The organism is Devosia sp. YR412, from assembly GCF_900110945.1.
GTDB lineage: Bacteria > Pseudomonadota > Alphaproteobacteria > Rhizobiales > Devosiaceae > Devosia.
This window is the reverse complement of the sequence record NZ_FOFL01000001.1, coordinates 898,839-912,391: the sequence shown is the minus strand read 5'-3', so window position 1 is coordinate 912,391 and position 13,553 is coordinate 898,839. Positions and strand designations below refer to the sequence as shown.

Sequence of the window (13,553 nt, the reverse complement as noted above, 5' to 3'; positions counted from 1 at the left end):
CATGACCGACCCCATCCTCACGCTATCCGGCATATCCAAGAGCTTTCCCGGCGTGCGGGCGCTGCATGACGTTTCGCTCGAGCTTTATGCCGGGCAGGTCACCGCGCTGATCGGCGAGAACGGGGCGGGCAAGTCGACCCTGGTCAAGACCATGACCGGCATCTACCAGCCCGACGCCGGCGAAATCCGCGTTGGCGGCAAGCTGGTGACCCTGCCGACGGCGCATTCCGCCTCGGCTGTCGGCATTACTGCCATCCATCAGGAAACCGTGCTGTTCGACGAGCTGACGGTCGCCGAAAACATCTATCTGGGCCATGCGCCGACCAATCGTTTCGGGATGATCGACTGGAAAACCATGCGCAAGGAAGCCCGCGAAACGCTGGATTCCATGGCGGCGGGCATTGACCCCGACATCAAGCTCAAGGAACTGGGCATCGCCAAAAAGCACCTGGTCGCCGTGGCGCGGGCGCTCTCCGTTGACGCACAGGTCGTCATCATGGACGAGCCGACCGCGGCGCTAAGCCAGAAGGAAATCGAAGAGCTCTACGTGCTGATCGAGCTGCTCAAGGCCGACGGCAAGGCGATCCTGTTCATCTCGCACAAATTCGACGAAATCTACCGCATCGCCGACCGCTTCACCGTGTTCCGCGATGGCGAGCAGGTCGGCAAGGGCATGATCAAGGAGACCAGCCAGAGCCAGATCGTGCAGCTGATGGTCGGCCGTGCCGTGGAAAACATCTTCCCGCCGCGCAATGCGGTGATCGGCGACGTCGTGCTCGAAGCCAAGGGCCTGAGCCACCCCACCGAATTCGAAGACGTCTCCTTCACCGTCCGCAAGGGCGAAATCCTCGGCTTCTATGGTCTGGTCGGGGCAGGGCGCAGCGAAGTCATGCAGGCCGTCTTCGGCATGACGCAGACCTCGAGCGGCAGGCTGGTGCTCGATGGCCAGGCCATTGCGCCCCAGTCGGCGGCCGATGCCGTGGAAGCCGGCATCGTCTATGTGCCCGAAGAGCGCGGCAAGCAGGGTGTCATCACCGGCGAGCCGATCTTCAAGAATGTCTCGCTGCCCTCGCTCAAGAAGACCAGCAAAAACGGCTTCCTGCGCATGGCCGAGGAATTCGACCTCGCCCGCACCTATACCGAGCGCCTGGACCTGCGCGCTTCGTCGCTCAGCCAGAACGTCTCGACCCTCTCGGGCGGCAATCAGCAGAAGGTGGTCATCGCCAAATGGCTGGCCACGCTGCCCAAAGTGATCATTCTCGACGAACCCACCAAGGGCATCGACATCGGATCCAAGGCCGCCGTGCATGAATTCATGGGCGAACTGGTGGCGCAGGGCCTCTCGGTCATCATGGTCTCGTCGGAACTGCCCGAAGTGCTGGGCATGAGCGACCGCATCGTGGTGATGCGCGAAGGTCGGGTCATCGACACGCTGGATAATGACGGGCTCAAGCCCGAGACGCTGGTACGGCTGGCTGCCGGTATTGCCGAGGAGCAGGCCGCATGAACCGCCTTTTGAAACATCGCGAGATCTTCCTGTTTCTCGCCATCCTGCTGGTGCTTGTCCTGGTCACGGCGCGCTTCCCGCGCTTCGCCCAGCCCGGCAACCTTCTCACCATCTTCAACGACAGCTCGATCCTGATCATGCTGGCCCTCGGCCAGATGGCGGTGATCCTGACCCGCTCGATCGATCTCTCGATGGCCGCCAATCTCGCGCTGACCGGCATGGTCGTGGCCATGGTCAATGCGGCTTTCCCCGGAGTGCCGGTGCCGCTGCTGATCGTTATGTGCATCGTCGTTGGCGGTGCGCTCGGCGCCTTCAACGGCATTCTGGTCTGGAAGCTGGAAATCCCGCCCATCGTCGTGACGCTGGGCACGCTGACCATTTTCCGCGGCATGGTGTTTGTCATTTCCGGCGGCGCCTGGGTCAATGCGGCCCAGATGAGCCCGGATTTCATCTCTCTGCAGCGCACCATGTTCCTCGGCCTGCCGCTGCTCAGCTGGTTCGCCATTGTCACGGCGCTGGTCTTCTTCCTCCTAATGACCCGCACCCCGCTCGGACGCGCACTCTATGCCATCGGCGTCAATCCGACGGCCTCGGTCTATACCGGCATCAATGTCGGCCGCACCAAATTCTATGCCTTCGTCATTGCCGGCGCCGTGGCCGGGCTCTGCGGCTATCTCTGGATTTCCCGCTATGTCATCGCCTCGGTCGAAGTGGCCGGCGGCTATGAGCTGACCATTATCGCTGCCTGCGTCATCGGCGGCGTCTCGATTGCCGGCGGCATCGGCTCGGTGGCCGGCGTGCTGCTTGGCGCGCTGTTCCTCGGCATCATCAACAACGCCCTGCCGGTGATTGGCGTCTCGCCCTTCTGGCAGATGGCCATTTCGGGCACGGCCATCCTCCTGGCCGTCGTGCTCAACGCCCGCGGCGAACGCCGCCATGGCCGCATCATCCTCAAGAAGGCAGAAGCTGTATGACCGAGATTCACGCTACCGGCCGCAGCCTGCCCAATCGCCTCGACAAGCCGCTGAAGTCCGCCGTTCTGAGCTGGGAGAGCCTCCTGGTTCTCGTGGCCGTCGGCATCTTCATCCTCAACAGCTTTGCCTCGCCATACTTTCTGAATGCCTGGAGCCTGAGCGACCTCACCTTCAACTTCACCGAGAAGGCGCTGATCGCTTTGGCCATGGCGCTGCTGATCATCTCGGGCGAGATCGATCTGTCGGTCGCGGCGATCATTGCGCTGGCCTCGACCATGATGGGTCTGGCGCTGCAATATGGCGCCGATACGCCAACCCTCGTCGCAGTCGGCGTCGGCGTCGGCATTCTCTGCGGCGCCTTCAACGGCTTCCTCGTTACCGGCCTCAAACTGCCGTCCATCGTCGTTACCATCGGCACCATGAGCCTGTTCCGCGGCATCGCCTTCATCGTCCTGGGCGACCAGAGCTTCAAGGGCTACCCGGCGAGCTTTTCCTGGTTCGGCCAGGGCTATGTCTATTGGGTGATCTCTTTCGAGCTGGTGCTGTTCCTCGTCTGCGCCGTGATCTACTGGGTGCTGCTGCACCGCACCAATTTCGGCCGCCGGGTGTTTGCCATCGGCAATAACGATGTCGCCGCCCAATTCTCTGGCGTCCGCGTCGATCGCATCAAGTTCATCCTGTTCTGCCTCACTGGTTTGATGAGCGGCATCGCCGCTGTGCTGCTGACCGCACGTCTCGGCTCGACTCGTCCGTCAATCGCTGAGGGCTTCGAGCTCGAAGCCATCACCATGGTGGTGCTGGGTGGCGTCTCGATCCTCGGCGGCGCCGGCTCGATCATCGGCGTGGTGCTGGCGGCGCTGATCGTCGGTCTGGTCACCTTCGGGCTTGGCCTGCTCAACGTGCCCGGCATCGTCATGACCATTTTCACCGGCTCGCTGCTGATCGTGGTGATCGCGCTGCCCATCCTGTTCCGCATGTGGAGGAACCGCGCATGATCGAAGACGCCGGCTACGAAAAGCACGCCTTCAAGATGCAGCTCAATCCCGGCATGGCGGCCGAATACAAGAAGCGCCATGACGAGATTTTTCCCGAACTGGTCGACCTGCTGCATGAGGCCGGCGTGAAGGATTATTCGATCCATCTCGACGCGGAAACTAACACGCTGTTCGGCGTGCTATGGCGCCGCACGGACCACACCATGGCCGGGCTCCCGGCCACCGCCGTGATGCAGCGCTGGTGGGCCCATATGGCCGATGTCATGGCCACCAATCACAAGAACGAACCGATCTCGATGGACCTCACGCCGATGTTCTGGATGAAGTAGCGGCCCTGTTCATTCTCCCTGCAATCTCATACGATTGCCGCCATGAATGAACGCTCGACCGCCCTCCACGCCGCCCCCATCACGCTCAGCGGCAAGCCGCTGAGTTTTTCCGACATTGCCCGCATCGGCAGCCGCCGTGTGCACCTGCTGGCCGACCCCGACTCAATGGTGCGGGTGGCCGCAGCGCGCGAGGTCGTGGAAACCGCCATCGCCAATGGCCAGCCGGTCTATGGCTCCACCACCGGCGTCGGCGCGATGAAGGATGTCGAGTGGACCGACGACCAGCTCGATACCTTCAACATGGGCCTGGTGCGGGCGCATCACTTCGGCACCGGCGAGGCCTTTTCCAGCGACATCATCCGCACCGCCATGGCGATCCGGGTGAACATGGCGCTGACCGGCCGCGTCGGCTGCACCACCGACCTGGTGGAGGCCTATCTGGCGCTGCTCTCGGCCGATGTCGTGCCGGTGGTGCGCCGTACCGGCTCGATTGGCTGCGCCGATATCGGCTTGATGGGCCAGATTGGCGCCGTGCTGACTGGGGCAGGGGAGGCGACCTTCAACGGCCACCGCCAGCCGGCCGCCGATGCGCTGTCCGCCGCTGGCCTCAAGCCGGTTCGGCTTGCGCCGCGCGATAGCCTGGCCTCGATTTCCACCAATGCTGTCGGCTATGCCGCGGCCGCCAGTGCCATCCGCGATGCCGCCGCCGTCACCCGCGTCATGCTGGCCACCGGCCTCACCACTGCAGGCGCACTGGGCGCCTCGCGCGATCCGTGGAAGGCCGTGGCCCATGTCGGCACCGAGCGCGAAGCGGGCATCGGCGCCTGGCTCTATTTCAACGCCAAGGGCTGGGACTGGCCCGATGCCACCCATATTCAGGACCCGCTGAGCCTGCGCATGATGAGCCAGGTATTTGCCACCGGCTTCGAGACGCTGGTCGCCTCGGGCAAGATCCTGCTGGCCGCAACCGGTCGCACCGATGACAATCCGGTGGTGGCTGGTGGGCAGGTGCTCACCTCGGGCGGTTCGTTGCCGCTCGACGTCACGGTGTTCCTGCAAACCGCGCAGCTCGGCCTCGCCCATATCGCGCGCAACAGCTTCAACCGCTGCGTGCTGCTCGGCAATGGCCAGCGCCGCGACCTGCCGGTGAACCTCGTGGTGCCCGGCCAGATCGCCACCGGCTTTGGGCCCGTCATCAAGCTGGCCGGCGAGCTGTTTGCCCGCGTGCTAACCATGACCAATCCCATCTCGGCCAATTCCATGGTGGTGGCCGGTGGCATCGAGGACGAGGCGACGTTTCTGCCGCTGGTGGTGGAGCGGCTCGAGCGCCAGGTGCTGGCCCTGCGCCGGCTCGCCGCCATCGAGGCCATGCTGGCCGCCCAGGCCATGGACATCTCCGGCGACACGCCCGGCAATGTCCCCGGCATCATTTACGCACTGGTGCGCCGCCATGCTGACACCTATCGTCAGGATCGCCCGCTATCGGCAGAGGTTGAGGCCATAGAAGACGCCCTTGCGTCCGAAAGCCTCATGAACGAACTAATTTCTCACTCGACGATTATGGAGTTGGACGAGTTTTTCGCTTTGGGTCCGGTTGCTTAGCACAGGCGGCCTCGCTCAATTCCACCAACACGTTAGGTTAGGGACAGCCGGACCCGCCCAAAGTGGCAGCCGGAGAAAACGGAGAAACCAATGCGCCTCACTACCAAGCTCCTGAGCGCCGTCGCTGCGCTCGCCATCACGGTGACCGCCGCTCAGGCCCAGGTCGTCGTCTCGTCCAAGATCGACACCGAGGGTGGCGTTCTGGGCAACATTATCAAGCAGGTGCTGGAAGCCAACGATATCGCCGTTGAAGACCGGATCCAGCTCGGCGGCACGCCGATCGTCCGCGAAGCCATCACCGCCGGCGAAATCGACATCTATCCCGAGTACACGGGCAATGCCGCCTTCTTCTTCGAAAAGGCCGATGATCCGATCTGGAACGACGCCGCTTCGGCCTATGCCGAAGCCGCCAAGCTCGATTTCGAAGCCAACAAGATCGTCTGGCTGACCCCGTCGCCGGCCAACAACACCTGGGCCGTCGCCGTGCGCAATGACGTTGCCGAAGCCAACAACCTCTCGACCTTCACCGAATTCGGTGCCTGGGTTGCCGGCGGTGGCGAGGTCAAGCTCGCGGCCTCTGCTGAGTTCGTGAACTCGCCGGCGGCGCTGCCGAAGTTCCAGGAAGTCTATGGCTTCACCCTGACGCCCGACCAGCTCGTGACCCTCTCGGGTGGCGATACGGCCGCTACCATTGCCGCTGCTGCCCAGCAGACCAATGGCGTCAACGCCGCCATGGTCTATGGCACCGACGGTGGCATCGCCCCCTCGGGCCTGAAAGTTCTCGAAGACGACAAGGGCGTGCAGCCGGTTTACCAGCCCGCGCCGATCATCCGCGAGGAAGTGCTGGCTGAATATCCGCAGATCGAAGAACTGCTCAAGCCCGTCTTCGAAGGCCTGACCATCGAATTGCTGCAGGACCTCAATGGTCGCGTGCAGGTGGGTGGTGAAGCTGCTGCCGCCGTGGCGACGGACTACCTGACCAAGGGCGGTTTCCTGAACTAAGCCTTGCTTACCTCTCCCCTGAGGGGAGAGGTCGACCCGAAGGGGCGGGTGAGGGGTTCACTTCTTCGGCTTGGGCCGAAAGGCTGAACCCCTCACCCTAACCCTCTCCCCTCAGGGGAGAGGGGACCGCCCGGAGTTCTGCCTAGTATCGGAGGCCCAATGACCGCAGCAGAACTTTCGACCGTCTCCACCCGCCCCACCTGGCTCGCCCTCGACAAGCTCGGCGTTCTCATCGCCCTGATTGCCTTGGCCGGCGCCGTACTCCCCTTCGCCCTGTTCCGCGCCAATCGCATCGTCCTCGGCGAACCACGCTCGCTGCTCGATGCGCTGCCCAGTTTCCCGTCCGGCTTTCTTACCGGCATCCTGCTCGCCGGCATCATCGTGGCCCTGCTGCGTTTCCCAGTCGTGGCAAAACTCATCGCCGGCTTCCTCCTTCTGGCCGTGCTGTTCTTCTTCATCGGCCTGTCCGCCAGCTATCTCACCCCCGATGGCGACACCTTCGCCCGCGTCTCGCCCGGCGCCGGGTTCTGGCTGCTGGTCTTTGCCTTTGCCCTGCTGGTCACCGATGCCCTGACCCGCCTCCGCTTCAAGCCGCTGATCCGCATCGGCATTCTGGTGGCCGTCATCGCCGCAGTCTCGCTGCTCTTGTGGAGCGGCAGCTGGAACGATCTTTCCATCCTCAAGGAATATGCCACCCGTGCCCCCGCCTTTTGGGCCGAGGGACGCACCCATCTGGCGCTGGCCTTTGGCTCTGTCGCCATTGCCACCGTGGTCGGCATTCCGCTCGGTATTCTTTGCTACAAAGTCAAGCCGCTGCGCGCCGGCGTGCTCAACGTACTCAACATCGTCCAGACCATTCCCTCCATTGCCCTGTTCGGCCTGCTGATCGCCCCGCTGGCCTGGGTCGCCGCCAATATTCCCGGCGCCTCCGAAATCGGCATTTCCGGCATCGGTGCCGCGCCGGCGCTGGTTGCCCTTTTCGCCTATTCGCTGCTGCCCATTGTCTCCAACACCGTCGTCGGCCTGCAATCGGTCTCGCCCGCAGCAGTCGATGCGGCGCTGGGCATGGGCATGACCAGCCGGCAGCGGCTGATGGCGGTTGAACTGCCGCTGGCCTTTCCGGTCATCCTCACCGGCATCCGCATCGTGCTGGTGCAGAATATCGGCCTTGCCACCATTGCCGCGCTGATCGGCGGCGGCGGCTTTGGCGTCTTCGTCTTCCAGGGCATTGGTCAGACGGCCATGGACCTGGTGCTGCTCGGGGCGGTGCCGACCGTTGCCCTGGCCTTTGCCGCCGCCGTGGTGCTCGACGCCCTGGTTGAACTGACATCCCGTGGGAGCCGCCGCGCATGATCGAGATCGACGACATCACCAAGACCTATACCGGCACCACCGTCGTGGATCGGGTCACGCTGGCCATCCAGCCGCGCAGCATCTGCGTCATCGTCGGCACTTCGGGCTCCGGCAAGACCACGCTGATGCGCATGATCAACAAGCTGGTGACCCCCACCTCGGGTCATATCCGCATCGACCGCGAGGACATCGCCGGCATTCCCGCCTATGAGCTGCGCCGCCGCATCGGCTATGCCATCCAGGGCCACGGCCTGTTCCCGCATCGCACGGTCGGGCAAAACATCGCCACGGTTCCCAAACTCCTCGGCTGGGACAAGAAGAAGACGGCCGACCGCGTCGATGAACTGCTTAGCCTGTTCCAGCTCGATCCCGCCCAGTTCCGCGATCGCCTACCGCATGAACTGTCTGGTGGCCAGCAACAGCGCGTCGGCGTGGCCCGCGCGCTGGCCGCCTCGCCCAATATCCTGCTCATGGACGAGCCCTATGGCGCGCTCGATCCGGTGATCCGCGCCAAGGCGCAGGAGGACCTGCTGGCCATCCAGCGCAAGTTCGGCACCACCGTGGTGCTGGTGACCCATGACATGGAAGAAGCGATCCATCTCGGCGACACCATCGCCGTGATGGACAAGGGCAAGCTGCTGCAATGCGCCAAGCCGGCCGAAATCATCGCCAATCCGGCCACGCCTTTCGTTGCCGAACTCATCGGCACCAGCGAGCGGCCATTCCGCCTGCTGTCGCTGGCCAAAGTCTCCGACCATATCGAGCCCGGCGAAGTCACCGGCGAACCGATCGAAGCCTCAGCCTCGCTGCGCGATGCCTATGCCGAACTACTGTGGTCCGGTCGGCCGTCCCTGCCGGTGCGCCGTGACGGCCAGATCGTCGGCCAGGTGACGCTCAACGCCCTGTCGCGGCTGGCGGCGAGGCCACAATGAAGCCAGGCAATCTGATCCGGCTGGCGGTGTTTGCCCTGCTGATCCTGTTCCTCGCCAAGCCCGAGCTGTTCGCCGGCTTCTTCAGCCTGTTCACCAAGAACAGTCAGCCCGCCATCTACAATCAGGGCAGCCTGCTCGATATCACGCTCAACCACCTGGCCATCGTGCTGGCGGCGACGGTCGCCTCGACCATCATCGCCGTCGGCCTTGCCGTCATCGTGACGCGGCCCTTCGGCGCCGAATTCCTGCCGCTGTCGCGTTCGCTCGCCAATGTCGGCCAGACCTTTCCGCCCGTGGCGGTGCTGGCGCTGGCCGTGCCCATGCTGGGTTTCGGCACCGCGCCGACGCTGGTGGCGCTGTTCCTATATGGCCTGCTGCCGATCTTTGAAAACACCCTGACCGGCCTCACCAACCTGCCGCCCGCGGTGACCGATGCCGCCAAGGGCGTCGGCATGACCGGCTGGCAACGGCTTATCAAGGTCGAACTGCCGCTGGCCCTTCCGGTGATCCTCGCCGGCATCCGCCTCTCTACCGTCATCTCGCTGGCCACGGCGACAATCGGCTCGACCGTTGCCGCCCGCACGCTCGGCGAAGTCATCATCGCCGGCCTGCTCTCCAGCAATACCGCCTTTGTGCTGCAGGGCGGCCTCATCGTCGGCGTGCTGGCCGTGCTGATCTATGATGCATTGTCCGCGCTGGAGCGTTATCTGATGGCCCGGACCGGCCAATTGGGCCGTGCTGCAGCGTGACCATGGGCCTCTAACGATGATTCCCAATTCTCCCATTCGCGCCGAGCGTATCGCTGGCGATATCGACGCCCTGGCCGCCATCACCGAGCCGGGCCGCCCCTGGACCCGCCGCGCCTTCACCCCCATGTTCCTCGAAGGCCGCAAATGGCTGGAACATGCCATGCAGGCCGCTGGAGCCGTGACGCAGGTCGATGCGGCCGGCAATCTGATCGGCACCATTCCCGGCCGCAAGCCCGAGCTCGGCACCATCATGCTGGGATCCCATTCCGACACCGTGCCCGATGGCGGACGCTTTGACGGTATCGCCGGCGTGGTGGTGGCGCTCGAAGTCGCCCGCGCGCTGCGCGACCAGAACATTGTGCTCGATCACACGCTGGAAATCGTCGATTTCCTCGCCGAGGAAGTCTCGATCTTTGGCGTCTCCTGCATTGGCAGCCGTGGCATCAGCGGCACAAGGCCGGCGGAATGGCTGGCGCGGCAAAGCGACGGCGTGACGCTGCAGCAGGGCATTGCCCAGGTCGGCGGCCGGCCGCATCTGTCGGCCCAGCGCGACGACATCAAGGCATTCCTTGAACTGCATATCGAGCAGGGTCCCGTGCTGCAGAACGAGCAGCTCGATATCGGCGTCGTCACCGCCATTGCCGGCATTACCCGCGTGGAAATCATTGTCGAAGGGCGCGCCGATCATGCCGGCACCACGCCGATGAGCGCCCGCAAGGATGCGCTCACCACGGCTGCGTGGATCGCACTGGGCGTCGAAGAACTGGGCAAGGCCCTGGCCTCCGGCGAGGAGCATTTCGCGGCAACGGTCGGCGAATTCGAAATGACGCCCAATGCCGCCAATGTCGTGCCGGCCCGCGTCCGCATGCTGATCGACGCCCGGGCCGAATTGCGCGACGACATGGAGCGCTTCGTCGACGAGCTGGCCAATGGCGTTGCCGCCATTGCGGAAAAGACCGGCGTCAGCGTTTCGGTGCCGCGCATCGTCTCCGACAATCCGCCAACGCCCTGCGACGCCGGCCTGCTCAACGTGCTCGACGCCGCCTGCGAAAGCACAGGCGCCCGCCATCGCCGCATGGCCTCGGGTGCCGGCCACGACACCGCCTGGATGGCGCGCATCACCAGGGCGGCGATGATCTTCGTGCCCTGCGTCGACGGCCGCAGCCATTCCGCCGATGAATATGCCAGCACCGAGGATATCGCGCTCGGCGCCGCGGTGTTGCTGGACGCCGTCAAGACACTCGACGCCAAGCTACAAGGGGACTTCTAAATGGGCCGCATCCTCACCGAAAAGGACGTCGAAGCCGCCGTGCGCGGCGGCTCGATCTACGCCGCCGGTGGTGGTGGCTGGGCCGACCACGGCCGCATGCTCGGCAAGGCCGCAGTCAATGCCGGCAAGCCGGAACTGGTCTCCATCGACGAGCTCGACGAAAACGACTGGGTGGCCACCGCCGCCGCCATTGGCGCGCCGGCCTCGAGCACGCCGTGGGAAATGCAGGGCGTCGATTACATCAAGGCCGTGCAACTGCTGCAGGATGCGCTGGGCGAGAAGATCTCCGGCCTGATGGTCGGCCAGAACGGCAAGTCCTCCACCCTCAACGGCTGGCTGCCTTCGGCGATTCTCGGCACCAAGGTGGTCGACGCGGTGGGCGACATCCGTGCCCATCCGACCGGTGACATGGGTTCCATTGGCATGGCGGGCTCGCCCGACCAGGTGATCCAGACCGCCGTCGGCGGCAATCGCGCCGAGAACCGCTATATCGAGCTGGTAACGCGCGGCGCCACGGCGAAGGTCTCGCCCATCCTGCGCACCGCCGCCGACATGTCCGGCGGCTTCATCGCCTCCTGCCGCAATCCGCTGCGCGCCAGCTATGTGAAGCAACACGCGGCGCTGGGCGGAATTTCGCTGGCGCTGAAACTGGGCGAGGCGATGATCGCGGCCGAGGGCAAGGGCCCCGGCTCGATGATCGACGCCATCGTCAAGACCACCGGCGGCACCATCCTCACCAAGGGCTATATTACTGATATCGACGTGACCTACACCAAGGAAGCCTTCGACATCGGCAAGGTGCGGATCGGCGACGGCGACAAGGCCACGACGCTGCACATCATGAACGAATACATGGCCGTCGAAGACGCCGGCGGCACCCGGCTGGCGACCTTTCCCGATGTGATCACCACGCTCGATGCGGCCGGGCAGGCGCTGTCGGTCGGCCAGCTCGGGCGCGGGCAATATATCTTCGTGCTGCATGTGCCCAAGACGATCATTCCGCTCAGCTCGTCGGTGCTCGACCCGGCGGTTTATCCCTTCGTGGAAGAGCGGATGGGGATCGATCTGGCGAGCTATGCGCTGAACCGCGGTCGCCGTTCCGCGGACAAGGAATAGACTATGCCCACAGCCAATCCACGCCACCCGAACTTCCCCATCCCCGGAGGCCCTGAACTCCGCGCCAAGGGCTGGCGGCAGGAGGCTTTGCTGCGCCTGCTGGAAAACGTCCTCTCCGTCGGCGAGAACCCCGATGAGCTGGTGGTCTATGCGGCGCTCGGCAAGGCGGCGCGCAATTGGGCGAGCCACAAGGCGATCGTTGCGGCGCTGACCACGATGGACGAGGATCAGACGCTGATCATCCAGTCGGGCAAGCCGATTGGCCTTTTGAAAACCCATGCCAAGGCGCCGCTGGTCATCATGGCCAATTGCAACATTGTCGGGCAATGGGCCAAGGCCGAGGTGTTCTACGAGCTGGAGAAGAAGGGCCTGATCTGCTGGGGCGGGCTGACCGCCGGCGCCTGGCAATACATTGGTTCGCAGGGCGTCATTCAGGGCACCTATGAAATCTTCATGCGCATCGCCGAGAACCGCTTTGGCGGTTCGCTGGCCGGCCGCTTCATCCTGACCGCCGGCCTTGGCGGCATGGGCGGCGCGCAGCCTTTGGCCGGTCGCATGGCCGGCGCGGCCATCCTCTGCGTCGATATCGATGCCGAACGCGCCAGGAAGCGTCAGGCCATCGGCTATCTCGAAGAGATCGCGCCCGATCTCGATAGCGCGCTGGCCATGGTGGACAAGGCCGTTGCCGAAAAGCGCGCCACTTCCATCGGCCTCGTCGGCAATGCCGCCGAAATCTACCCCGAGATCGCCCGCCGCGGCATTGTTCCCGATATCGTCACCGACCAGACCTCGGCGCATGACCTGGTCTATGGCTATGTGCCCAAGGGCATGAGTCTCGATGAAGTGAAGCGCCTGCGCGTCGAAGGCCCCGGCCAGTTGATGGCGGCGAGCCGCGCCTCGATCGTCGATCATGTCCGCGCCATGCTGGCCTTTCAGGCGGCAGGCTCGGAAGTCTTCGACAATGGCAATCTGATCCGCACCCACGCCCGCGATGGCGGTGTCGAGAACGCTTTCGACATCAAGATATTCACCGAAGCCTATCTGCGGCCGCTGTTCGCTCGCGCCATCGGCCCCTTCCGCTGGATGGCGCTGTCGGGTGATCCAGCAGACATCGCCAAGATCGACGACAAGCTGCTCGAGATGTTCCCTGACAACAAGATCGTCACCAACTGGATTTCCCTCGCCCGCCAGCACGTGCCCTTCGAAGGCCTGCCGGCCCGCATCGCCTGGCTCGGCCACGGCGAGCGCACGGCGCTGGCCGAGGCGGTCAATCAGATGGTCGCGGACGGCAAGCTGGCCGGACCGGTTGCCTTCAGCCGCGATCATCTCGATGCCGGGGCCATGGCCCATCCCAATATCATGACCGAGCGGATGAAGGACGGGTCCGACGCCATTGCCGACTGGCCGCTGCTCGACGCCATGCTGCTCTGCTCGTCCATGGCCGATCTGGTGGTCGTCCATTCCGGCGGTGGCGGCTATGCCGGCTACATGACCTCGGCGGGGGTCACCATAGTAGCCGACGGCACTCATCTGGCTACAGAACGGTTAACCCATGCACTAACCAACGACACCGCCCTCGGGGTCATGCGTTATGCCGACGCCGGCTACGAAGAGAGCCTCGACGAGATCGAAAAGAAGGGCATTGGCTACATTCCGGTTGGATAACCGGATGGTGAACACCGCGGCGCAACGCATTGCGCCATCAGCGGGTTCTTCAAGCACTG

Annotated in this window: 12 protein-coding genes; all 12 read left to right on the top strand. The window is 64.3% G+C overall.

Annotated elements, in window-relative coordinates; genetic code table 11:
* Position 1: 1 nt before the first annotated feature.
* The 12 genes from BM045_RS04380 to BM045_RS04325 all read left to right on the top strand — a co-directional run bounded on the left by BM045_RS04380 (position 2) and on the right by BM045_RS04325 (position 13,494).
* The gene (locus tag BM045_RS04380) at positions 2-1,507 is read left to right on the top strand and encodes a sugar ABC transporter ATP-binding protein (protein WP_092179984.1); all 1,506 of its coding nucleotides are present in this window, start codon (positions 2-4) and stop codon (positions 1,505-1,507) included.
* Positions 1,504-2,481: an ABC transporter permease gene (locus tag BM045_RS04375; RefSeq protein ID WP_092179982.1), complete on the top strand. Its 978-nt coding sequence runs from the start codon at positions 1,504-1,506 to the stop codon at positions 2,479-2,481. Before BM045_RS04380 ends, BM045_RS04375 begins: the two co-directional genes overlap by 4 nt.
* Entirely contained in the window at positions 2,478-3,476 is a 999-nt protein-coding gene (locus BM045_RS04370) for an ABC transporter permease (RefSeq protein WP_092179980.1), read from the top strand. The genes BM045_RS04375 and BM045_RS04370 overlap by 4 nt, the downstream gene beginning before the upstream one ends.
* Positions 3,473-3,805, top strand: coding sequence for an L-rhamnose mutarotase (gene rhaM / locus BM045_RS04365; protein WP_092179978.1), 333 nt, complete (start codon positions 3,473-3,475; stop codon positions 3,803-3,805). Before BM045_RS04370 ends, rhaM begins: the two co-directional genes overlap by 4 nt.
* Positions 3,806-3,847: 42 nt before the next feature.
* Positions 3,848-5,407, top strand: coding sequence for an aromatic amino acid ammonia-lyase (locus BM045_RS04360; protein ID WP_092179976.1), 1,560 nt, complete (start codon positions 3,848-3,850; stop codon positions 5,405-5,407).
* 90 nt (positions 5,408-5,497) lie between these two features.
* Positions 5,498-6,409 (top strand): glycine betaine ABC transporter substrate-binding protein OsmF, encoded by a 912-nt coding sequence (locus BM045_RS04355; RefSeq protein WP_092179974.1) that lies wholly within the window; start codon positions 5,498-5,500, stop codon positions 6,407-6,409.
* A gap of 159 nt (positions 6,410-6,568) precedes the next feature.
* Positions 6,569-7,762 (top strand): ABC transporter permease, encoded by a 1,194-nt coding sequence (locus tag BM045_RS04350; RefSeq protein ID WP_092179972.1) that lies wholly within the window; start codon positions 6,569-6,571, stop codon positions 7,760-7,762.
* A complete protein-coding gene (locus BM045_RS04345) occupies positions 7,759-8,694 on the top strand; it encodes an ABC transporter ATP-binding protein (protein WP_092179970.1) in 936 nt (311 codons plus the stop codon). The genes BM045_RS04350 and BM045_RS04345 overlap by 4 nt, the downstream gene beginning before the upstream one ends.
* Positions 8,691-9,443, top strand: coding sequence for an ABC transporter permease (locus tag BM045_RS04340; protein ID WP_092179968.1), 753 nt, complete (start codon positions 8,691-8,693; stop codon positions 9,441-9,443). The genes BM045_RS04345 and BM045_RS04340 overlap by 4 nt, the downstream gene beginning before the upstream one ends.
* Positions 9,444-9,459: 16 nt before the next feature.
* Entirely contained in the window at positions 9,460-10,713 is a 1,254-nt protein-coding gene (locus BM045_RS04335) for a Zn-dependent hydrolase (RefSeq protein ID WP_092179966.1), read from the top strand.
* On the top strand, positions 10,714-11,829 hold the full coding sequence (locus tag BM045_RS04330) for a DUF917 domain-containing protein (RefSeq protein WP_092179964.1): 1,116 nt from the start codon (positions 10,714-10,716) through the stop codon (positions 11,827-11,829).
* Between the two features lie 3 nt (positions 11,830-11,832).
* Positions 11,833-13,494, top strand: a complete 1,662-nt coding sequence (locus tag BM045_RS04325; RefSeq protein WP_092179962.1) for a urocanate hydratase — start codon at positions 11,833-11,835, stop codon at positions 13,492-13,494.
* The last annotated feature ends 59 nt before the right edge of the window (positions 13,495-13,553 follow it).